We start from the raw sequence: 24,248 nt of genomic DNA on the forward strand, positions 1-24,248 counted from the left end.
GATGGTTGTTTTACTGAAGCTCCGGTTTCAGCGAAGCAAGCCGGAGTACTTCACTCTCGTTGTCCGTTAACACTCAGGGATTCCTCTACGGCTTGTAAAAACTCACTCATTTTCATGCCCAATGCATTAGTAATATGGCTGAGAACTCTAATAGATGGACTTTTTAGCCCTCGCTCTAGCTGGCTGATGTAAGTCCTGTGAAGACCTGTTACTTCTGCAAGATACTCTTGTGACCAACCTTTTGCTGTGCGATGACGTTGTAGTTCTAGTCCTAAAATTTGATCTAACTTACTTGGTTGCATGAAAAAAAAGCGTAGTGTTTTGAATACAAAAGTTCTACAGACAAAAGTATTCAAAATAGTTTTTGAGTAAATTAAACAGCAAAACTTGTAACAAACTCTACTAAATTACAAGTCAAAATCCGTTAACTTAGTGAAGGCCATAAGTGTAATTCAGGCTACATAAACATGCGGCTAGAGCAGTTGCAAGCTTTTTTAGCGATCGCAGAAACCGGCAGCTTTCAAAAAGCAGCCCGCCAATGTGGTGTCACTCAATCTACCATCAGTCGTCAAATTCAGTCACTAGAAGCTGATTTGGGTGTAGAACTATTTCACAGAACCAGCTATGCTAAGTTGACTCTCGGTGGTGAATCTTTGCTACCGCGTGTCCGGAAGATTTGCCAAGAGTGGCAAACTGCTACACAAGAATTAACCGATTTAATCGCCGGTAAGCAGCCAGAATTGTGTATTGCGGCAATTCACTCACTGTGCGCTTCTTACTTACCGCCAGTGTTACAAAAATTTTGTCATGATTATCCAGAAGTACAATTGCGAGTCACATCCTTAGGTAGCGATCGCGCTCTCAAAGTCCTCAAGGATGGATTGGTAGATTTGGCAATTGTGATGAATAATCGCTTTTTAATCACCGGTAAGGAAATGGTGGTAGAAGCATTATATGAAGAACCCATAGAAGTACTAACATCTGTCCATCATCCCCTAGCTCAATATGAACATATTCCTTGGTCGGAGTTAGTGCGTTATCCCCAAGTAGTATTTAAAGATGGTTATGGGATGCAACGCTTAGTAAAAGATAAATTTGAACGATTGGAAGCTAAACTGCAAGCAGCTTTAGAAGTAAATACCTTAGATGCCTTTCGGGGAGTCGTGCGTCAAGGTGAACTGGTGGCTTTGTTACCCCACTCAGCACTGATGGAAGCACGGAATGACTCTACATTAGCAGTGCGTCCCTTAGCTGATAATTCTGGTTTCACGCGTCGGGTAGTTATGGTGACAACTCAAGATCGTCTCCTGATACCTCCCATCCAGAACTTTTGGCAACTTGTAATAGAAAATATTCCCCCCCAATTTCAGCAGCAGCGATCGGCTTCCTAAAGTATGATGAGTCAAAATATTGACTGTTGACTAATTGCTGCCATGAGCAATGTATTTAGGGATTTACTGAAAAAGGTAGGTAGTGGAAACCATACAGCAGAGAATTTAACTCGGGCTGAAGCAGCCACCGCTACTAAAATGATGCTGTTGGGTGAAGCTAAACCAGCGCAAATTGGGGCATTTTTAATTGCCCACCGCATCAGACGCCCTACGGGGGAAGAATTAGCTGGGATGTTGGATGCTTTTGATGAACTGGGGCCAAAGTTACACCCAATCGCTGCTGCACCTCCGGCCATGGTTTTGGGAATACCTTATGATGGCAGAACCCGCACCGCACCCATTAGTCCAGTGACAGCTTTACTACTCGCCGCAGCTGGACAACCTGTAGTCATGCACGGAGGCGATCGCTTACCGACAAAATACGGCTTACCTTTAGTAGATATTTGGCAAGGGTTGGGTGTCAATTGGAATGCCCTCCCATTAGCCAAAACTCAGCAAGTATTTGAGCAAACAGGTATTGGTTTTATCTATATACCTGTGCATTTTCCCTTAACTAATACCATATGGGAGTACCGCGACCAACTCGGCAAGCGTCCGCCTTTGGCAACAATGGAATTGATTTGGTGTCCTTATGCTGGGGATGCCCATATAGTGGCCGGATTTGTCCATCCTCCCACAGAAGGGATGTTCCAGGTAGCTTTAAAATTACGGAGTGTAACAAAGTTTACTTTAGTCAAGGGCTTGGAAGGTAGTTGTGATTTACCACGCGATCGCACTGCCATTATTGCCTTGTCTCAAGCACCCCAGCAGATAGAAAGGTTGTTTCTCTCACCCCATGATTACGGTTTCACTACCAAAAATGTACCTCTGGGAAGTACGGAGGAACTACTGGCTGAAATTCAGGGAGTTTTAGCTGGTGAACCTAGTGAATTTATGCAAACAGCCTTATGGAATGGCGGATTTTATCTCTGGCGGAGTGGCATTTGTTCAGATATGCCATCGGGTATAGCCCTAGCTACAGAATTATTTACTAATGGTACAGTGGCTGCCAAACTCCAAGAACTCAAACAGGTGGTAAATTCGGCTGCCGAGACAGTTGTTCAGCAAATTTGAGTTGTAAAATTAATCTAGTGTGAGGTGAGAAAGTGTATCTCAATTAATTATGGGATCAGATTAATTCACATGAGCAAAATAAAAGTACGGCGATTAGACTTTGATTTTTCTCAAGATATTGAAAGATACTGGTTTGAGCAAAGTGCTTTCAAGACACACTTGTTTAATAGCTTTACAATTATCGTTTATGATATAGAAAAATATCTGATTCAAAACGTCAACAAGAGAATAAACTTCATTGACGATCCCCAACTAAAGCAAGATGCTCAAGAGTTCATAGGTCAAGAAGCGCAACACTCGCTACAACATCAAAAGTTTTGGGATAATTTGGGCTTTTTAGGCTATAAGTTTGATACCTATCTCATCTGTCTGCGTTTTATTCACTTTCAGATTTTGGCACGCTGCATGAGTCCTAATTTTAATTTAGCCGTTAGTGTGGGAATTGAACATCTAACAACTTTAATGGCTGAATTTGTTTTAGAAAATAACTTTTTAGCTGCTGCAAAACCGTCGTTAAAGCAACTTTTTGAATGGCACGCAGTAGAAGAATTAGAACACAAAGCAGTTGTCTTTGATGTCTTACAAAGTACAACTAATAATTACCTACTGCGTTTATTAGGTATGTTGATAGGCCATATTTTAGTTTTCTGGTTTCTCAATTGGGGTATGGTGATACTCTTGTATCAAGACAAAAAACTTCTGGATAAAAATGTTTGGCAGGAATTTTTGGAGTTTTGGATTACCAAAGATAAATTGTTGTACAAAATATTATTAAACGCCATAGATTTTTGCAGACTAGATTTTCATCCTGCCCAAAAAGATCATCTATTTTTGATCCAGAATGTCAATATCTGATGTACTGTCCACCCCAACGCACTGTTAGCCTGTACAGATTCTACTGCACTACAGCAAAATCTGTATACTGTCTCATCTGAGGCTCATGGAATGCCAGCACAATATCCTCTTTAGGGACACCTGCACGAACCAAATCATTTGCGATACCCTCTTCAGTCCAATCTTCTTCAATCCAGAATTTACCATCACGAAGCCGAATATAAACTGTCATACCAGTAATCCGGTCACTATTTTGCCAACCAAGATTCATCCAAATATAGTGAGCCTTTAACTCATCTACAATCAAAAATGTCTCCATACCTGGGTGGGGATGACGGTTGCTCAGTTCTATATACTCAGTCAAAATTCGCTTAATTAACTTAGGATAATCAGTTAATTTATCCATTGCATAATCTCCTCTGTCTCTATGTCTACAACAATGATTGGTAGTTGATGTTTATGGAGAATGAGTTGAGTTATATCCTGAGTAAAGAAGGTATTGTATGCAACTTTGCTAATAGCAATATACAATAGACTCGTCCGGAATATGATTTCGGTACAAAAAAGTGGTAGAAAGTAAGATTGACTATCTACCACCACGTAATAAAATGATTAGTACTTTCGATTATATCCAAAAATATCCCGATAGTTTTGTTAGTTTGTGGTCTGGTACGGCTACGAATCGGAACTGTTGTCTTACCGACATAATTCATATTAATTAAAAATTATGTTTGCATCGGACAAGATTATGTATTTTTCGGCTCTAAACTATCAGTAACTATATCAAAATCAAAGCCTGATTTCTTCGTTGAAACAGAATCTGTAAGGGCTGGTCTCAAAGCCTTGTAAATATTGGCTTGTGAGTTTTCAGATGGGTCTATTGAGCGGTGGCAGATACCCTCAAATTCAGCGCTAGCGGCTCTCAATCGTCTAGTGCATTTGAATTATCATGCACCGCAACGACCTCCTGCTGTTAGCCATCGCACAATAAGTTGTGCAAGATTAGTCATTGCAGTCCCTAAATTCGCTTCAAAGTCAGCAGCAGCATTATGATCTGCTGTATCAGTTATACCTCGTAGCTCAACATAATACTTGTGACTAAATTGACTTGACTTTGCGCCTCCCACTCCTTCCCATGCCACTGCAATGCAACCCGTTAATTGAGCCAACTCCTGACCCCTTTCAACTGTAACAATATCCTCGTCTCCACTCGCCACAGACCCAAAATGCACACAAAAATTTAACTCTGTTTTCAGTAACTTCTTTATAGCATCAAGAACTTGAGGAGTACTAGCAAATCGAGGTAGGGGGCGGCTGACAAATTTCAAATTGTAATCATGCTCAACTGTCTCAGTTGCTACAACAACATCTCCAACCTGCAACTCACTTGATAACGCACCCGCTGCCCCTGCACATACAAGCAATTCGATCTGGGGCAAATGACAGAGTAAGTATTGTGCCTGTATGCCAAACTGTGTTTTGCCGTGTCCGCCCAAGGCAAGCAGTAAGTCAAGTTCGTTAAACTCAAAAATATCCAAATTACCCAGATAGAGCGTGTGCTTTTTGAATCCGAGCTTTTCCAATACATTGACCATAATGGATAACTCTTCTTTAAGTGGGGTGAGGATAGCAGTCTTTGTCATGTCACAGTTGTTTAGGCAAATGCAAGCGGGTTATTATGAGCCGATCTCTTACTATATAACTAAATGATTAGCCTAAGTGTAACTACTTATAGTATGCAAATCACCATTGAAATTCCCGATGACATTGCCCAGAGGCTAGACCCAACAGAATAGAATCCCTCTCATTGTCTCCTAGAACTAATTGTTGCTGATGCTTACCGTCGTGGCAAGATTAACACTGCTGAAGTGCATCAGAGTCTTCAGTTACCAAATCGCCTTGCGGTTAATCCTTTTCTCAAGTTCTTGCTGTTACTTGTGCTGATCGCTACTATGATCAAGCAATTTGAGCTTTCAACTCTCGAATTTTCCTGGGCATGGATATTATCCGGTATTCTACCCTATTCTTTCATTTTCTCATTCTCTCAGAGTGCTGTTATACCGTGCTTCTCCTGATTGTGCGATGCAGAGTCACAGATTTAATCTAGAGCGGCAAAACTAACTTGAGAGGTGAAGCGAAAGGCTTAATTGCATTTGCGCGAAAGAAAATCAAAAACGATTTTTCTAGGTTTCCAAAATATCTCTAGCAAGTTTTACCACACTAGGATTTAATTGACTACCCAACAGATAATACTAAACCTTCACAGGCTAATAATGCTTTGGGAAAAACAGACTGAATTTCTAGTTGTACTTGATCTAGAAATTCATCGGTATCATCTGGATGATGTTGAGAAATGACTAACCGTTGCACATCGGCGCTATTTGCCAAGTCTACAGCAGTTTGCCAGTGGATATCGGCTGATTCATGGTTATAAGCCCCAGGAGGAGTGTAGGTGGCATTAGCAATGAGCAAATCGGCATGTTTAATCATCTGTAAGATTCGTTCACGTTCTCCGTCATCAATTTTTTTGTGTAAATCTGTGACATAAGCAACGCTATATTTTTTTCCTGTGATGCGATAACCCACCGACCTCTGAGTTTGATTGATCAATTCCGTGGTAATGGTCACATCATCTAATTTCACTTCACTACCTGGAGTTAAATTGTAAAACTGCAAATCAGATTGCATTACATGTAAAGGATAGGGAAAGTTTGGCTGGAGCATCTGATCACATAGGCATTGCTTGATGGAAGCGCCATTTGAGGCGGCTGTTCCATAAATATGGAAGCTATTTTCTGCCACAAATGCTGGAGCAAAGAAGGGAAAACCTTGAATATGATTGGATTGGCAGTTGGTAAAAAATAAATGAGCTTCTAATGGCTCTTGTATTTGCTGCCAAGTTTTCCCTAGGCTACGTAAGCCAGTTCCACCATCAAAAATCAGGTGTTTGCCGGCGACATCTATTTCTATACAAGCAGTGTTACCACCATAACGGTGAGTGTTGCTGCTGGGAGTGGGAATCAAACCTCTTACGCCCCAGAATTTCACGAGAAATTCACCCGTAGGACTATTTAAGGGGATAATTGGCTCTTCAGATACATAACTTTGGGAACCCGACAGCTCAAAATTTGACATTTTTCTTGCCAGTTAGACCTTAGTGAGCAGGTCATCGTAGTACCGCACTTCTAAAAGTCGGTTTTTTTCATCCACAATGACTACTGTAGGAGAGTAATTTTTTAACTCTTCAGAAGTGAACTGCCCGTAAGCCATTATAATCAAGCGATCGCCCATAATGCCTAGACGTGCTGCCGCTCCATTTAGCTCAATGATTCCGGAATTAGCTTCGGCCGGTATGGCGTAAGTAATAAAGCGCTTACCATTGGCATTATTCACTACTTGCACTTGCTCGTAGGGTAAAATGCCAGCTTTATCTAACAAAACTTGATCAATGCTGATACTACCCACATAGTTGATATTTGCTCCTGTGAGGGTGCAGTTGTGAATTTTTGCCAAAAGGAGAGTACGCTGCATTTTATTTAATGATTCTGTGGCAATTTTGGCGATCGCAACTAGCGAAAGCTTTGTGTTTCCCGATTCTCTGACTATGGTAAACCCGATTTCGGGGAGTCTGTACCAATTTAGTCAACAGTTAGGAGTTAGAAGTTACAAGTTAAAAATAAAACTCATAACTCACAACTTATAACTCATAACTTTTCTATTATGCTTTAGCCGCCTTGATGAACTTATCTACTAGGGCTGACACCTTGTCAACATCTTGCCAGCCAAGAATTTCTGTTACTTTCTTCTCCAAATTTTTATAACTGCGGAAAAATTCGGCAATTTCTTCCAAGCGGTGCGGTTCTAAGTCTTTGAGGGATTTTACTTGAGCGTAGCGTGGATCTTTGTCAGGAACACAAAGAATTTTTTCATCGCGATCGCCACCGTCAATCATCTCTAGCATACCAATTGGTCGGGCAGCAATGACGCATCCAGGAAAGGTTGGTTCATCCATAATCACCATACCATCTAGGGGATCGCCATCATCAGCCAAGGTATTGGGTACAAAGCCGTAGTCATAAGGATACTGCACCGAAGAATAAAGCACTCGGTCTAAAGCAAAAGCTTGTAAGTCCTTGTCAAACTCGTATTTATTTTTGCTCCCGCCAGGAATTTCAATTAAAACGTTGATAATACCTGGTTTTGGTTGAGCGGGAATACGGGATAAGTCCACAAAAAATCTCCTCTGATAACGGTAAATTCAGGTAGCACTCAATTTGGCGCCCCGTGTAGAATTTTAGGGCCAAGATGGACTTCTATGTAACTAGGCATCATTTGCAAAAAGCAAAAAGCGCTGTGAGAACTCCCCACAACGCCTTTTACTATTCAGACATCTCCGTCTGGTTGGAAATCACAAAACACAAAGTCCATATCTGAATCAGTCAGAAGACATTTCAGATTCAAATTATCTATGGTTAACTACACATCCAAAATATTAGCTCACCATTTGTGTTCTCCTTTGACGAGCCAACTTGTTGCGAAACATGACTTGCAAGGGTTGTTTAGTTTTCACTTCTTGGTAATGTATAGGTTCTGGGAGGCCGATTATTTGGAACATCGCTTGAATAATGGGCAATCACAAACACTGGTAGTGTTAGAGTTACTAGAGCGATCGCAGTTCCCACAATGTCTGCCAAACGATGGGAATATGTGTCGGTAGTGCTGGCAGACTGGCTATTTGCATTCATACAAAATTGAAATTCGTCTCTTTTTTTGTTAGGTTTACTCTCTAGAAGAGAGTCTTGATATTATTTTAACTAGGTTTTTGACTGTCAACAATGTAGCAGCCAAAAAGTTAACCCAGTTTAGCAAGCGTCATAATAGCAGTTTTGTAACTGACAAGATTGATACAAAGTTCCAACAAAACATTGCTTTCTTGATTTGGTAACTAATAAACTACTCTTCCTCGCTGTAATTTGTCAGCGATAGGTTAATCAAAGGTTAAGAAAAAGTATTATAAGTTACATTTTTCTTTTTATTACATATTAATTATCCACATCTAATGTGGCGTTCTGCAACTATTGTAACATCTTGAAATAGCTTTTGTAGGCTAGTTTTAGCGATTTGTATTGTCTTAGCCATAGTAAAAGTAACCGAAAAATTACTGAATTTCGGTAGTATTTTTTCACATCCATAATCTAGTTACATCAAAAATATCGAAAACCTGGAACTACCGGGAATCTGTGATTATTCAAATCAACAATCTGCACCGAATAAATACAGTCATATTACCCACAATTGCTAGTATTTATTCAGTGGTAGCACCAAAAAACTATTTCAGTATTCAAAATTTTATCTCTGAGTGATACCATCTTTGTTTTGTCAATCTATATATAGGTAGAGTATAAATGCCTTGACTGTAAATAAAAAATAAAAACCCTGATTGGCAGGCGATCGCTTATTAACAACCAAGAGCAAATTTTATATCTAAAGATGTATATCTATGGGATAGGGTGTGAGAAAAAATATTAAATTTAAAAAAATAAAAAATAAATATTAGCAAAAAATAACCATTGAAAAAACCGCCAATTAAATTATGGCGGTCTAGTTAAGTAATCGGAGGGTACTTATAACTTACTCCGCTGCTTTTGCATTTGTTGTAGCAGAGTTGGCATTTTTTTCTAGGTCGAGAAAGAGATGAGAGTTTGAACACCATCACCCAGTACAGCAGGGAACAACGCGAAAAAATCAGCACTTGATAAGACTTGTGTGTACATCGTAGGCTCTCTGGAATCGGTACTAGCCTTTTCCATAAACCTTCATTGGTTCCTTGAGAAACTTAATGTAAAGATGTTTAAAGGTAGACTGAATAACACGAGGCATGGCAAAGTCTATTGGTACTAACTTATCTGGTAGTTGCCAATCTTCGGTTTTGAGTAAATCAGGATGTAAATTGGGAAATTCAATCTCAGCAAGTTCTGGACAAACACCTAACCTTTGAGAAGCTGCAACTGTGGGAACTTGTTCAGGTGGAACATTGAGAACTTCTACCATTGTCCTATCGAGGGCAAATACATCTGCGGCGGCTGCTAAAATTCCTAATTTACGAGGTTCGCCACCGCTAGGTCCATTACCTTCATGACCGATAATGCCATCTAAAATAGTTAAATTGGGATTGATAGCTCTAGCAGTTTCTACTAACATTTCCCCAAATCGATTAGCATCTTTACCCGCTTCCATGTGCCACCAAGCTTTCATTTTACCGGGAACACAACCAAACAAATTTTTGACGCCTAGTGTTAAAGTCAACTGCACATGTGATTTGACTTTGGGTAAGTTAATCACCACGTCTGCTTCCATTGCTTCTTTACACAGTCGCAAGTGATTAAAATCTTCGTTGACGGTTTGGTAACGTTTACCGTGAAACTCAATGATGGGAATATTCAGTTCTTGTAACAGTGGGAGATAGCCATTAGCTGCTGCTACTCCTTTAGCACTACCGAAAGCCGGACTATCACCCAAAAATGGCTTACCACCAACTTCTATTATCATACGGGCGACTTCGTAAACCAGTTCTGGGCGGGTTGTACATTCTTTAGTAGGACGCGCCCCTGTAAGGAGATTGGGTTTGAGTAAAACGCGATCGCCTGGTTTGACAAAGGCAGTTATTCCCCCAAAAGGTTCCAGCAGGGTGACTAAAGATTCCCGTAAAGCCTCCCGTTCGTAGGAAGTAGCCCTGATGAGACTGACAGATGGTTGTTGAGTCTGCATGGATAATAAATTAGGATTTGTGAAGATAGAAGTCAAGAAGAATTTCTTTTATTTTCTATCTTCATACATTCTTTTTAATCTACTTCTCCCAATTTTGCCAGGGGTATGATCCCACTCATTTGTTCTAAATTCAACACTGTGGCTAATTCCGTCTCACTCATTAGCCCTTTTTCTAAAACAATCTGTCGCAGTGATTTACCAGTTTCCAAAGATTCTTTAGCTACAGCCGCCGCATTCAAATAACCAATGTGGGTATTCAATGCAGTAACTAAAGCTAAACTACCCTCGGCATAAGCTAAACAACGTTCCTTGTTAGCCGTAATTCCTTGAATGCAGCGTTCGGTGAGGGCGGTGATGGTATTACCGAGAATTTCAATACTGTGAATCAGGTCATAAGCAATTAGCGGCATCATCACATTTAATTCTAATTGTCCTGCTTGAGCGGCTAAAGCGATCGCATTGTCGTAACCCATCACCTGAAAACACACCATTGATGTCATCTCTGCCATGACTGGGTTATATTTACCCGGCATAATTGAGGAACCTGGTTGTACGGGTGGGAGTTGAATTTCTTTGAAACCGGTTTTGGGGCCTGAGTCCATTAACCGCAAATCGTGGGAAATTTTCGCTAAATCCTGGGCTAAGTTGCGTAAAGACCCAGAAACATTAACAAAAGGTGCCATACTCTGCATTGCAGCCATTAAATGAGGTGCAGGTTCTAGGGGTGATTCCATCAATTGAGAAATCACTTCCACCACACGGGCGCGATATTGGGGATGAGTGTTCATCCCAGTACCAGCCGCACTACCACCCAAACCCAACACCATTAAATCCCCAGAGGCGGTGTAAATGCGATTTTGATGGTCTGATAATATCTGCGCCCAAGCCCGGAAATTTTCACCTAAACGCACAGGTACAGCGTCTTGTAGGTGAGTTCTGCCAGATTTGACGATATCTTGAAATTCTATAGCTTTGCTTTCTAGAGATGCGATCGCCTTTTCTAAAGCCGGGTGTAATGTCTGGCCAAGTGCCAACAAACCACCAATGCGAATTGCCGTGGGAATCACATCATTGGTAGACTGCCCATAGTTCACATGGTCATTAGGACTAACGCGTTTGTAATTGCCCTTTTCTTCGCCCAAAATTTCTAAAGCGCGATTTGCCAAGACTTCATTCACATTCATGTGGTGGGAAGTCCCAGCCCCGGCTTGATAAACATCTACCACAAATTGATCACGTAACTTGCCGGTGAGGATTTCATCAGCTGCTTGTACAATTGCTTGACTGATATCTTGGGGAATACAACCTAATTCCCCGTTAACGATAGCTGTAGCTTTTTTAACGATGATACAAGCATCTACGTAAGTAGGTAAAGGCTTAATTCCACTAATGGGGAAGTTCTCAATCGCTCGTAGAGTTTGAATACCGTAATAAGCGCTACTGGGAATCTGGCGATCGCCCATGGAATCACGTTCTATACGAAAATCTATATTGTCAGCCATAGTATTGTTTGGATAATCTCAAAATACAGATCATGCCATGCAAGGACACCAATATTAATTCGTAATTCGTAATTCGTAATTAAGTAACAACTACTAACTCTTGGCGTTCTACAGCTCTTACGGGCATCGCTGCGCGCGGGCGGCTTGGCGGTTGAGTAAATAAAGCTTTTTCTCTCAAGATAGTCAGAAATAGTATAGACTGCGGAGTTAGGCTAGACTTGTAGTTAATAGCAGCAGAAAAAATATTATGATTAAAACACCTACTCGTCAGATAACTTTAGAGGAATTTTTACAACTACCAGAAACAAAACCCGCCAGTGAATATATTAATGGTGAAATTATTCAAAAACCCATGCCCCAAGGTAAACATAGTAGATTACAAGGTGAATTAGTTACTACAGTTAATCATGTAGCAAAATCGCAAAAAATAGCGTTGGCTTTACCAGAGTTACGCTGTACATTTGGTGGGCGTTCCATTGTGCCTGATGTGGCAGTATTCGCTTGGCAGAGAATTCCGGTAGACGAAAAAGGCAATATTGCCAATGTTTTTAATACATATCCAGATTGGACAATTGAAATTCTTTCGCCTGAACAAAGCATAACTAAAGTTACTAGAAATATTTTACATTGTTTAAATCATGGTACTAATTTAGGTTGGTTAATTAACCCAGAAGAATATAACGTTTTAATTTATCCACATAACCAACAACCAATATTTTTAGAAGACGAACAAGATATATTACCAGTCCCAGAATTAGTTAGCGATTTACAGTTGACATTAGGACAGTTATTTGGTTGGTTGAAGTTATAGAGAACCGCCAAACCAAACTCATGAATATACCTAACTGGATTACCTTTTCTCGACTTTTAGCAATTCCATTTTTACTTTACGGTTTATATAATCCCTCATCCCAAGCCAGATGGGTATGTTTAACAATATTTTTAGTTGCAGCCTTAACTGATTGGTTAGATGGCTATTTAGCGCGGAAACTCAACCAAATTACTGATTTAGGTAAATTTCTCGATCCTTTAGTAGATAAATTACTAGTGCTTGCGCCCTTATTGGTGTTAGTAGAATTAGGAAAGATTCCTGCTTGGGGCGTCTTTGTCATTTTAGCGCGGGAACTAGCGATCGCCGGGTGGCGAGTCAATCAAACGACGATTACCGGGGCGAATATTTGGGGTAAACTCAAAACTGTGAGTCAAATAATTGCGATCGCTCTTTTAATCGCACCTTTACCTGAAGTATGGCAAACTCCCTCTATCATTGCTTTCTGGGTTGCTGTTATCCTGACGATCATATCTGGAGTAATTTATATTTTGCCACCAAAAGCTAGTCCAAAAGTCCAGTAAACTTGACTTCCAAGGCAGCGGTACTAGTCCCCAAAACTGCAAATATCCTGAAATCTGTAGCCATTCCCCAAACTGATGTATATACTCGAAGTCTGAAACTGGGCAAATACGAGTATGATTATAGATTGGTTAGCTGTTTGGGGTGTAACTCAGGCTGTCGGGTTTATTTTTAAACCGATTTTTGAGGACTTAGCTAAAGACATCGCCAAAGACTGGGCTAAAGATTTAGTAAAAAGTATTCCCAAGCATTTTTTACAGCAACTCAAAAAAGAAGATATTGAAATTGCTGCCGGCAAAGCCTTGAAGGAATTTTTGCAACTGATGCAGCAGGAATTAGAAGATGCGGATTTAGAAGAAGTAGAACTGCAAAAATATACTCAGCCTTTAAAGCAATTTATTCATAATCAAGCACTTACAGAAATTTTAGGTCGTCCCTTTCAACCAGATTGCCAATGTTTAGATTCTCAAGTATTAGCTAAGACTTGGTATGAGATGAATCTACTTAGTCTCCCTGATACGTTTGAGTGGGAAAGGCTGAGTAAACGCTATCTGAAAAAAGTTAAAGCAATTATTCGAGAGTCAGATAAGTTACGCCCTATTCTCGATGCCAAACATCTAGAAGAAGTTCAAGAAAGTCTACAACAAATTGCTGGTATTCCTACAGATTTTGATTTACCAGGATATCAGGAAGGGCTACGTGAGCGCTATGGCAATTTGAAGTTAGATAGTTTAGATACCACTGGTTATGCCTATAACGAATTGAAGTTATGGCGCATGTTTATTGCCCAAAATGTGCGAGAAGTTCACCAAGTTTTGCCCCACGTCCACGAACTGCCTAAGGAGCATCTGAAGCGACTGCGAGCCAATAACCAATTAGAAGAAGAAATTTCTCTAGATGAGTTAGAAGGTTACAAACAAATTTATTTTGAACAGCCGATACTCTCAGTATTAGATATTATCAATGATAAACAAACTTATAAATATATAGTCATTTTGGGTGACCCTGGTTCTGGTAAATCAACCTTATTACAATTTTTAGCATTAAATTGGGCAGAAACACCCTTAAATAATATAACTTCTCAGCCTATTCCTTTATTAATTGAGTTACGCACTTATATCCGCAGACGGGATAATAATGAGTGTAGTAATTTTTTAGAATTTTTCCATAAATGTAGCGGCAATGTTCATCATCTGAATCAACTGCAACTTCACGAACAGCTAAAAGCTGGTAATGCTTTGGTGATGTTTGATGGGTTAGATGAAGTATTTGAACCAGGAAAACGAGAAGATGTAATTACAGATATTCATCGCTTTACGAATCAATATCCCCATACGCGGGTAATTTTGACTTCTCGCGTGATTGGCTACAAACCACAACGGTTACGTGATGCGGAATTTCGCCACTTTATGTTGCAAGATTTAGATGTAGCCCAAATTCAAGATTTTATTCATCGTTGGCATGAATTAACCTTCCATGATGAAGTAGATAAATTTCGCAAACAAGAGCGGTTACAAAGAGCAATTGATACATCAAAAGCGATTGCTGAATTAGCAGGCAATCCTCTATTGTTGACGATGATGGCAATTTTAAATCGTAATCAAGAATTGCCTAGAGATAGGGCGACACTTTATGAACAAGCATCACGGGTACTGCTACATCAATGGGATGTGGAACGGGCTTTAGTAGAAGATTCTCGCTTAGATCCCAAAACTATTGATTATAAAGATAAGCAGGCGATGTTGCGGCAAGTTGCTTATCATATGCAAACCAGTAAAAAGGGTCTGGCTGGAAATATTATTAGTGTAGTTTATTTAGAAAAGATTTTAATTCGCTATTTAAAAAATATAGAATTTGAAAATCCTACAAAAGTTGCCAGGGTGATGATTAATCAGTTACGGACACGTAACTTTATGCTGTGTTTTTTAGGTGCAGATTATTATGCCTTTGTTCATCGAACTTTTTTAGAATATTTTTGTGCTTGGGAATTTGTGTGGCAATTTAAAGAAACACAAACTTTATCCATTAAAGAACTGAATAAGGATGTTTTTGGTAAGCATTGGCGGGATGAAACTTGGCATGAGGTGTTGCGCTTAATTACGGGAATGATTGAGCCAAGGTTTGTTTGTGAAATTTTAGATTATTTAATGTCGCAAAATGGCGAATCAGAAAATTTTATTAATTTGTTTTTGGCAGCTAAATGTCTGGCTGAAGTGAGAAATAGGTTGTTAGTAGCCTCAACAGCAAATAAATTACTCAACCAAATCAAAGCTTTAACAAAATATGACTTGGCTTACTATTACCAACCTTATTTAGATGAAGCCGAAACTAAGCTAGTGCAGGAAATTCGCACCCAAGCTATTGCATCGGTGGCTGCAACTTGGAAAGATGATGCTGATACTTTGCCTTGGCTAAAACAATTAGCTACATCTGATAATAATGAATATGTACGCCGTGCATCTGTGCAAGAATTAGCCCGAAATTTTAAAGATAACCGCGATATTTTACCCTGGCTAAAACAATGTGCTACGGCTAATGAAGATTGGACAGTGCGACAAGTGGCTGTGCAAGAATTAGCTAGGGGTTTTAAAGATGATGCTGGTATCTGCTTGATTCTTAAACAACTGGCTACTGTTGATAATAATGAGTATGTGCGACAAGCCGCTGTGCAAGAATTAGCCAGGAGTTTCAAAGATGACTCGGAAACTTTGCCTTGGTTAAAACAACACACCACTACTGATGCGGCGGGGACGGTGCGACAAGTAGCAGTACAAGAGTTAGCAAGGAATTTTCGAGATCATGCTGATATTTTACCTTGGTTAAAACAATGTGCTACAGCTGATGAAGATTGGACAGTACGACAAGTAGCTGTGCAAGAATTAGCCAGGGGTTTTAAAGATGATTTTGATACTCTACCTATTCTCAAGCAAAGTGCCACTACTGATGATAATGAGTATGTACGACAAGCCGCGGTGCAAGAATTAGCTCGAAATTTTCCAGATGACTCGGAAACTTTGAGCATTCTCCAGCAAAGCGCCAGATTTGATAAATATTCAGATGTGCGACAAGCCGCGGTGCAAGAATTAGCCCGAAATTTTCCCGATGAACCAGATACTCTCCCTTGGTTAAAAAAACTGGCTATTGCTGATGATGATAAGTATGTGCGCCGGGCTGCTGTGCAAGAATTAGCCAGGGGTTTCCCACATGACCCGGATATTTTATCTATTCTCCAACAACGGGCGATCGCAGATCAATATTCTGATGTGCGCCGGGCTGCTGTACAGGAATTAGCCAGGGGTTTTAAAGATGATGCTGATACTTTGCCTATTCTCAAACAACGCGCCACATCTGATGATAATGAATATGTACGCCGTGCAGCATTGCAAGAATTAGCCAGAGGTTTTAAAGATAACCCTGATATTCTCTCCATCCTTAAGAAACACGCCACATCTGATAAATATTCGGATGTCCGACAAGCAGCTGTGCAAGAATTAGCCAGGGGTTTCAAAGATGACCCGGAAACCCTGACGATTCTTAAAAAACGCGCCACTGTGGATAAATCTTCGATTGTCCGCCAAGCCGCTGTGCAAGAATTGGCCAAGGGTTTCAAAGATGACCCTGGGATATTTGAAGTATTTTATCACTGCGCTGTGAGTGACTCTTTTGAGCGTGAGTATAACTTTCAAGACAATCCTCGTCAAATAGCATTGGCAGCCATTACTGAGCAATATCGGGAATATCCCCAGACTTTAACACTGTTGCGTGATAGAGCAGAAAATGACCCAGATGAGCAAGTGCGGGAATTTGCTCAGAAGAAGTTGGCTGAGTTTCAGGGGCTAGAGTGAATGGCTGTCTGGAAAAGTTGTCCCCAAATGATTTGTACCACAGAATTTTGGAGTAGGCGATCGCATCCCCCAATCACAATGATCAAAATCTCCCATCCCTGGGGAATAATTAAACTATCATCCCCTTTTCTGTAGTATTTATAACTTTATAGACAAAAATAAATGCCAAATCTTACTGCATACCAAATTAATCCACCTCTTCACGAAGGCATTCAGACCGTTATTTATCGCACACAAATACCAAATACGCAACAGCCAGCCATCCTCAAAGTTCTCAAAAATGAATATCCTACCCTAGAAGCTTTTACTCGGATTAAAAATGAGTATCAAATTCAGCAAAATTTAGATCATCCCCACATAGTTAAAATCATCAGTATAGAAACATTTGATAATCGTGTGGGACTGTTGCTAGAAGACTTTGGTGGTCAGTCGTTAGCACAGTTGTTAGAAATAGAAAGACTAGATTTAATTAGTTATTTAAAAATTGCGATTCAAATCACTAAAGCTTTAGATTACCTGCATAAACAGCAAATTATTCATAAAGATATCAAACCCAGCAATATTATTATTAACTTAGAAACAGGTATTGTTAAGCTCACTGACTTTGGTATTGCTTCTCGTCTCAATAAAGAAAATCCTCAATTTACTAACCCTAATTCTGTTGAAGGGACACTTGCTTATATGTCTCCGGAACAAACCGGGAGAATGAATCGTATCCTTGATTATCGTACTGATTTTTATTCTCTTGGGGTAACTTTATATGAAATGCTCACTGAGAAAATACCATTTTTTAGCCAAGACCCTCTAGAGGTAGTTTACAACCATATTGCGATTCAACCAGTCAACCCGCAGTCGTTAAATCCAGAAATTCCTAGCAACATTGCAGCCATTATCATGAAATTGATGGCAAAAAATGCCGAAGATAGATATCAAAGTGCTACAGGATTATTAGCAGATTTAGATTTATGTCTTAACCAGTTAGAAAATAATAGTACAATTACTAACTTTGTGCCTGGTCTTTTAGATGTTTTAAGTCAGCTATTAATCCCCCAAAAATTATATGGTCGTGAACAACAAGTCCAAGAACTTTTAACATCATTTGAAAATGTAGCATCGGGAACTAGCGCCATGATGCTAGTCTCTGGTTACTCAGGTATTGGCAAATCGGCTCTAGTCAATGAAATTAATAAACCCATTACTCGCCAACAAGGTTATTTTATTGCTGGTAAGTTTGATCAATTACAACGAAATATACCTTATGCACCATTAATTCAAGCTTTTACTTATTTAATGCGCTGTTTATTAACAGAGTCAAATGAAAAAATAGCAGCATGGCGTGAAAAAATATTGGCAGCATTAGGTACTAATGGCAAAGTTATTATTGATGTTATTCCTGAAGTTGAATTAATCATTGGTCAACAACCAGAAGTCCCCCTACTAGGTGCAACAGAATCACAAAACCGCTTTCATCGTGTTTTTGAGCAATTTATTCAAGTTTTTACTCAAAAAGAACATCCCCTAGTTATATTTTTAGATGACTTGCAATGGGCAGATGCGGCGACATTAAATTTAATCCAAATATTAATGACTGATGCCGAAAATCAATATCTGTTATTAATAGGAGCATATCGGGATAATGAAGTTAGTCTTACACATCCTTTAATTCAAACCATAGCAGAAATCAAAAAGACTGACACAATTATTAATAATATTGTCTTGCAACCTTTAGACTTAGATAATGTAACTCAGTTAATCGCTGAAACTTTACAAGAAAGCTGTTCGATTGTCGAAAGTAATAAAAATCATCATCTGCGAATTATTGAATTAGCTGAATTAATTTGTAATAAAACAGGTGGTAATCCATTTTTTATCACGCAACTACTACAGGTACTTCATCAAGAAGAACTCTTACGATTTGATTTTAATCATGCCAAATGGGAATGGAGTTTAGCAGAAATTCAGGCAATTGGGATTATCGATAAAAATGTAGTTGAACTTGTCGCTAGCCGATTGGAGAAGCTACCACAATTCACTCAAGAAGTTTTAAAATTAGCAGCTTGTATAGGTGATAGTTTTAGCCTGGATGTTTTAGCGATAATTTATGAACAATCACCTGCTGTGACTGCGAATCATTTATATTCGGCTTTACAAGCAGGTTTAATTCTACCTTTAAGTGAAGCTTATCGCATTCCTTTAGTTTTTAATCAAGAAGAAGCAGTTAATTTGAATTTTGATAGTTCACGGGTAGGTTATAAGTTCTTACATGACAGGGTGCAACAAGCAGCTTATTCACTAATTCCCGAAGAGCGAAAACAATCTACTCATTTAAAAATAGGTCAATTACTGCTGCAAAATACACCCAAATCAGAAATAGAAACTAATATTTTTGATATTGTCAATCAGTTAAATGTTGGGATTATTTTCCTGGTTGAACAAGCTACCAAAACTGAATTAGCTAGACTAAATTTAGTTGCTGGACGTAAAGCAAAAGCCTCTACAGCTTATGCAGCGGCGCTCAGGTATTTGGAAACGGGGATAAAACTTTTAAATATAGATGCTTGGCAAACTGAATATAACTTAACTATCGGATTATATGAAGCCGCCGCCGAGGTAGCTTATCTTAGTGGAAATTTTCAGCAGATGCAGCAATGGGCTGGGGTGGTGCTGCAAGAGGCAAATAATTTATTAGATAAAGTGAAAGTTTATGAAGTAAAAATTATCGCTTCTATAGTCCAGAGCCAACAACTAGAAGCTATTCACACTGCATTATCCATTCTCCGATTGTTAGGAATAAATTTTCCTGATGAACCCACACCTGTTGATATTCAAAAGGGAATGGATGATATTGCTAGTCACCTACAAGAGAAAACAATTGCAGAGTTAATTAACCTACCATTAATGACTGACCCTAATAAGATAGCAGCTATGAAAATCTTAATGGGTGTTTTACCTGCGGCTTTTCAAACTGCACCGGCGATGATGCCAATTATTGCTTGTGAAATGGTCAATTTATCTTTAAATTATGGCAATACAGCTGTATCTGCCTATGGTTACAGTCTTTATGGATTAATCCTTTGTGGAGTACAAGGAAAAATAGATGCTGGCTACGAATTTGGCAAATTAGCATCTAATTTAGTTTCCCAATTTAATGCCACAGAACTGAAGGCGAAAATTCTCACAGTTGTCAGCGCCCATGTTCTACATTGGCAAGAACATATTAAGGAAACATTCTCAACTTCTAAAACTGGCTTTGCTAGCGGTTTGGAAACTGGAGATTTAGAATACGCTGGCTATTGTGGATATATCTATCCTTGCCATTCTTTTTGGTATGGCCAAGAACTTTGTGGATTAGAAAAAGAACTGATAGATTATTGTGAATCGCTTAAAAAAATTAAGCAACAAGTCGCCTTAACTTGGAATCAAATATATTTACAAACAGTTGTTAATTTAAAAACAAATGTAGAAAACATTTGGTGTTTAATGGGAGAAGCATATAATGAGCAAACTATGCTGCCTATGCATCAAAAATTTAATGACCTTTACACGATTAATCATTTATTTGTAAATAAGCTGATGCTTGCTTATTTATTTAAAGAATATGTTTTGGCTTTAGAATATTCCGCAATGGCAGAACAATCTTTAGGTGGAGTTACAGGATTATTTGTTGTACCTTTGTTTCATTTTTATGATTCTTTAGTGCAATTGGCTATCTATCCTAATGTTAAAGCATCTGAGCAATCATCTATTTTAGAAAAAGTACAAACTAATCAGCAAAAAATGCAACTTTGGGCTACTCACGCCCCGATGAACCACCTACATAAATTTTATTTAGTGGAGGCAGAAAGGTATCGGGTTTTGGGACAAAAACTGGAAGCGATGGAATATTATGACTCTGCCATTGCCAAGGCTAAAGAAAATGGTTATCTCCAAGAAGAAGCCTTAGCTTATGAATTAGGCGGAGAATTTTATCAATCTTTGAATAAAGAATTAATTTCTCAAACTTACATCACTAAGGCTTATTATACCTATATTCGATGGGGTGCGATCGCTAAAGTTAAACAACTAGAATTAAAGCATCCTTTTCTATTAGAACAAACTAGTACTACAGAAACTCCTAATTTCACCCTAGATGTCACTCATATTGCTTCTAGAACTACTACTAACAGTAGTTTAAGTGACGCTTTAGACTTTAATACATTTATCAAATTTTCTCAAGCAATTACTAATGAAATAATTTGGGAAAATTTATTGAGCAAGTTAATTAAAATATTACTAGAAAATGCTGCGGCTCAAAAAGCTGTATTACTGCTAGTAAAAAATGATCAACTATATATAGAAGCCTCTGGCACTACGGCGGAGGAAGTGACAATTTTGCAATCTCTGCCCGCTGAAACATATCAAGATTTACCTATCTCAATAATTAACTATGTTTGGAGAACTCAGGAAAATCTTATATTAAATGATGCTACTGTTGATAAAATATTTAATGTTGATTGTTATATTCAAAAATTTCAAACAAAATCTATTTTTTGTTTACCCATTATTTATCAATCACAGCTTACAGGTATTATTTATTTAGAAAACCAGTTAACAGCAGGAGCCTTTATTTTTGAGAGAATTGAAGTATTAAAAGTTTTAGTTTCTCAAATTGCTATTGCTTTAGAAAATGCCCGATTGTATGCCAGAGAGCAAGAAAAATCTAGAGAATTAGCGCAGTCTCTCAACGAATTACAAGAAGCACAACTACAACTCATCCAAAGTGAAAAAATGTCCTCACTGGGGAATTTAGTTGCAGGCATAGCACACGAAATTAACAACCCCGTTGGTTTTATTTCTGGTAGTATTATTCAAGCCAAAGATGCTGTGAATGATTTAATAGGTTACCTGCAACTATACCAAGAAAAATGTCCTCATGCTGATGTCGAACTTGAAGAAAAAGCTGAAGAAATAGATATAGATTTCTTGCTAGAAGATTTACCCAAAATGATTGATGGTATGAAACTAGGGACACAACGTATCCGTAATATCAGTACTTCCTTGCGTACCTTTTCTCGCGCTGATACGACATCTAAAGTATCAGCTAATATTCATGAAGGTATCGATAGTACATTATTAATTTTACAACATCGCCTGAAAGCTAATCATCTGCGTCCGGCTATTCAAATTATTAAAGAGTATGGCAATATTCCCCCAGTCAAATGTTACTTAGGACAATTAAATCAGGTATTTATGAATATTTTGGCAAATGCCATTGATGCCTTAGAAGAAATAACTAACGGTCGTACCTTTGCTGAAAATCAAGCTAATAACCCTAATATAATTACTATTCAGACCAAAATATCTGAAAATAATCAAGACGTAGTCATTAAAATTCAAGATAATGGTAAAGGCATGACAGAAGAAGTGCAAAACTGCATTTTCGATAAGTTATTTACCACGAAAGATGTAGGTAAAGGAACCGGGTTAGGTTTATCTATAAGTCAGCAAATTATTGTAGACAATCACAACGGAACTTTGATTTGTGATTCAGCATGGGGAAAAGGAACAGTATTTATGATTTCTATTCCCATTGATGGAGAATAATTTTTTGACTGTTATTCTTCTAACTTACTAAACTTATACCAATTTTGTGTGATAACTTTCTTGGTGTAGGCATAGATGCGCCAGTGATATTCGCAAGCCTTAATAGAGTATGTTATGAAGTTTTTTGTTCGTAGTGAGCGATTTATCGCTCTCTTGCTAGGTTTTAAAGGGCTAGAGTTCACTTACTACGGACTTTTATTTTATTGTGTATTGTCTTTGTAAGATTAAAATATTTTTCATGAAAATGTGATGAATATTTTGATAAATTTTCTATACTTTATCTCAGTGTTATTTCAATTAAAATAAATATTTTTCACTATTGATGTGCTACAAAAATATTAAACTTAGTTGCAATTAACAGTTACCAAGTCGTTGTGTAATTGCTATAAAGAATTAGCTGAATAAAGATGGCATCAGCCAGATTGTTCACTAGGATATTTATGGCATTTCTAATATGCGAATATTTTAGCTCATGACATAGGCTAAATATTCCGTAGTACCAACTACAAAACAGGAAAATCAGGAATGACTTTTGTGGATAAGACAAGAAAGAATAAGCAACCAATTACCAAATACATCTCGTTTCCCTTATATCGTGTAACGTTAATTGCTTTAACCATTACTGTTGCTGCATTGACAGTAGGTAAATTTGAGCCAGCCAATGCTAGTCAACCTAATACAGAACTAGCAATTCAAAAATTAACAAACTGTTATGCACTGGGAACTGACGCTATTGGTAGCGGTAATGTTTTAGAAGGCAAAAATATTTATCGGGATTGTTTTACTCAAGATGCAGTTATCACAGCCGTTTTTCCTGATGGTGCTAGTGAAACACGCATGGGAACAGATGCTTGGGCAGATTTTGTCTATGGCGTATTCCAAGGAAATGGATATCAAGCTACCCAACATTTAATTGGGACGATAAACATCTCTGTGCAAGGTAATCAAGCAACAATGTCTTCTTACCTCCATGCAACTCACAAACGTTCGGAAACCAGTATTGACGTTGCTAATGGTACTTATGAAGATGAACTTGTCAAAGTCAATGGACAGTGGAAAATTCAACGTCGTACTCTCAAACTCAATAATTTTCTAAATCTCAGTTCTCCGCCAACCACGTTGACACAACCACGCATACCTCGTCGCTCAAGACGATAATAGCTCAATCAAAAGTTAGAGAACCTTGGTTTCTTGAAGAAACTGGGGTTCTAGTTTTATTTGTGTAAAACGCCCGCCGGAGGCGATGGCGCAAAACGCCCACCGGAGGCGATCGCAATGCGGCATAAATAGCTAGAATCGAGATGTTTACTTATTTGTGCTGAGGTTGTGGCTACTATATCTTGTCCTCATTGCCATCAACTCGTTGATAGTCAAGCAATTACTTGTCCATATTGTCGTACCACGCTTAAAGCTTACGGACATCCGGGAATTCCTTTGCACCGCGCCACAGGGGACGAGTATCTATGCGATAGCTGTACCTACCACGCCGATAATACCTGCAATTTTCCCCAACGTCCTCATGCCAAAGACTGCACTCTGTATGAAAATCTGGAAGAGAGCAAGTTAAGATTACAGCAGCAGTGTAACGCCAGCAGCTTTGGTACAACCTTGCAGAACTGGGTTAAACGCAATCAGTTTTTGTTGCTGCTACTGGGTTTATTGTTTGTCTGCTTACTGGTAGCCATGTCAACTGCTTGACATCTTGACTTTGTTACTCGTTTCTCGCGGAGAATGGCTATTAAGTGATTACGCAACATTAAATATATATTGCGATTGCTTCGTTCCTCTCTACGAGACGCTACGCGGTAAGCGCAGCTATGCCCGCTAGGGCTTTACGCAATGACAAGGGTTTGAAGTTTTC

At 38.8% G+C, this 24,248-nt stretch carries 19 protein-coding genes; 9 read left to right on the plus strand and 10 right to left on the minus strand.

The window, feature by feature from the left end; genetic code table 11:
• Window positions 1-50: 50 nt before the first annotated feature.
• Entirely contained in the window at window positions 51-302 is a 252-nt protein-coding gene (locus tag ACM0OT_RS03755) for a helix-turn-helix domain-containing protein (protein ID WP_414562864.1), read from the minus strand.
• A 165-nt stretch (window positions 303-467) separates the two neighbouring features.
• On the opposite strand from ACM0OT_RS03755, the gene ACM0OT_RS03760 reads away from it, so the two are divergent.
• The 3 genes from ACM0OT_RS03760 (at window position 468) to ACM0OT_RS03770 (ending at window position 3,359) form a co-directional block, all read left to right on the plus strand.
• A complete protein-coding gene (locus ACM0OT_RS03760; protein WP_414562866.1) occupies window positions 468-1,391 on the plus strand; it encodes a LysR family transcriptional regulator in 924 nt (307 codons plus the stop codon).
• Window positions 1,392-1,433: 42 nt separating this feature from the next.
• A complete protein-coding gene (locus ACM0OT_RS03765) occupies window positions 1,434-2,504 on the plus strand; it encodes an anthranilate phosphoribosyltransferase family protein (RefSeq protein ID WP_414562868.1) in 1,071 nt (356 codons plus the stop codon).
• Window positions 2,505-2,573: 69 nt separating this feature from the next.
• The gene (locus tag ACM0OT_RS03770; RefSeq protein WP_414562870.1) at window positions 2,574-3,359 is read left to right on the plus strand and encodes a metal-dependent hydrolase; all 786 of its coding nucleotides are present in this window, start codon (window positions 2,574-2,576) and stop codon (window positions 3,357-3,359) included.
• Window positions 3,360-3,399: 40 nt separating this feature from the next.
• Here ACM0OT_RS03770 and ACM0OT_RS03775 read toward each other — a convergent pair whose 3' ends face one another.
• From ACM0OT_RS03775 to ACM0OT_RS03815, 9 genes are all read right to left on the minus strand, one after another.
• Window positions 3,400-3,744: a XisI protein gene (locus tag ACM0OT_RS03775; protein ID WP_414562871.1), complete on the minus strand. Its 345-nt coding sequence runs from the start codon at window positions 3,742-3,744 to the stop codon at window positions 3,400-3,402.
• Entirely contained in the window at window positions 3,732-3,938 is a 207-nt protein-coding gene (locus tag ACM0OT_RS03780; RefSeq protein ID WP_414562873.1) for an element excision factor XisH family protein, read from the minus strand. Before ACM0OT_RS03780 ends, ACM0OT_RS03775 begins: the two co-directional genes overlap by 13 nt.
• 347 nt (window positions 3,939-4,285) lie before the next feature.
• Window positions 4,286-4,981 (minus strand): hypothetical protein, encoded by a 696-nt coding sequence (locus ACM0OT_RS03785; RefSeq protein WP_414562875.1) that lies wholly within the window; start codon window positions 4,979-4,981, stop codon window positions 4,286-4,288.
• Between the two features lie 592 nt (window positions 4,982-5,573).
• Entirely contained in the window at window positions 5,574-6,473 is a 900-nt protein-coding gene (locus ACM0OT_RS03790; protein WP_414562877.1) for an MBL fold metallo-hydrolase, read from the minus strand.
• Between the two features lie 12 nt (window positions 6,474-6,485).
• Window positions 6,486-6,869, minus strand: coding sequence for an aspartate 1-decarboxylase (gene panD, locus ACM0OT_RS03795; protein WP_414562879.1), 384 nt, complete (start codon window positions 6,867-6,869; stop codon window positions 6,486-6,488).
• Between the two features lie 187 nt (window positions 6,870-7,056).
• Window positions 7,057-7,569: an inorganic diphosphatase gene (locus ACM0OT_RS03800; protein WP_414562881.1), complete on the minus strand. Its 513-nt coding sequence runs from the start codon at window positions 7,567-7,569 to the stop codon at window positions 7,057-7,059.
• A 328-nt stretch (window positions 7,570-7,897) separates the two neighbouring features.
• Window positions 7,898-8,083, minus strand: coding sequence for a hypothetical protein (locus ACM0OT_RS03805; protein WP_414562883.1), 186 nt, complete (start codon window positions 8,081-8,083; stop codon window positions 7,898-7,900).
• A 1,051-nt stretch (window positions 8,084-9,134) separates the two neighbouring features.
• A complete protein-coding gene (locus ACM0OT_RS03810; RefSeq protein WP_414563408.1) occupies window positions 9,135-10,106 on the minus strand; it encodes a DUF362 domain-containing protein in 972 nt (323 codons plus the stop codon).
• A 74-nt stretch (window positions 10,107-10,180) separates the two neighbouring features.
• Window positions 10,181-11,608 (minus strand): aspartate ammonia-lyase, encoded by a 1,428-nt coding sequence (locus ACM0OT_RS03815; protein WP_414562885.1) that lies wholly within the window; start codon window positions 11,606-11,608, stop codon window positions 10,181-10,183.
• Window positions 11,609-11,855: 247 nt separating this feature from the next.
• Here ACM0OT_RS03815 and ACM0OT_RS03820 point away from each other — a divergent pair, with 247 nt between their 5' ends.
• From ACM0OT_RS03820 to ACM0OT_RS03845, 6 genes are all read left to right on the plus strand, one after another.
• Window positions 11,856-12,419: a Uma2 family endonuclease gene (locus ACM0OT_RS03820; protein WP_414562887.1), complete on the plus strand. Its 564-nt coding sequence runs from the start codon at window positions 11,856-11,858 to the stop codon at window positions 12,417-12,419.
• Window positions 12,420-12,439: 20 nt separating this feature from the next.
• Entirely contained in the window at window positions 12,440-12,961 is a 522-nt protein-coding gene (gene pgsA, locus ACM0OT_RS03825) for a CDP-diacylglycerol--glycerol-3-phosphate 3-phosphatidyltransferase (protein ID WP_414562889.1), read from the plus strand.
• Window positions 12,962-13,075: 114 nt separating this feature from the next.
• Window positions 13,076-16,804, plus strand: coding sequence for a HEAT repeat domain-containing protein (locus ACM0OT_RS03830; RefSeq protein ID WP_414562891.1), 3,729 nt, complete (start codon window positions 13,076-13,078; stop codon window positions 16,802-16,804).
• Between the two features lie 162 nt (window positions 16,805-16,966).
• Window positions 16,967-22,387: an AAA family ATPase gene (locus ACM0OT_RS03835; protein WP_414562893.1), complete on the plus strand. Its 5,421-nt coding sequence runs from the start codon at window positions 16,967-16,969 to the stop codon at window positions 22,385-22,387.
• Window positions 22,388-22,921: 534 nt separating this feature from the next.
• Complete coding sequence (locus tag ACM0OT_RS03840; RefSeq protein WP_414562895.1) at window positions 22,922-23,545, plus strand: nuclear transport factor 2 family protein; 624 nt, start codon at window positions 22,922-22,924, stop codon at window positions 23,543-23,545.
• Window positions 23,546-23,713: 168 nt separating this feature from the next.
• Window positions 23,714-24,085 (plus strand): zinc ribbon domain-containing protein, encoded by a 372-nt coding sequence (locus tag ACM0OT_RS03845; protein ID WP_414562897.1) that lies wholly within the window; start codon window positions 23,714-23,716, stop codon window positions 24,083-24,085.
• Window positions 24,086-24,248 lie beyond the last annotated feature (163 nt).

The sequence above is a fragment of the Anabaena sp. CCY 9613 genome (assembly GCF_963920895.1).
GTDB lineage: Bacteria > Cyanobacteriota > Cyanobacteriia > Cyanobacteriales > Nostocaceae > Cyanocohniella.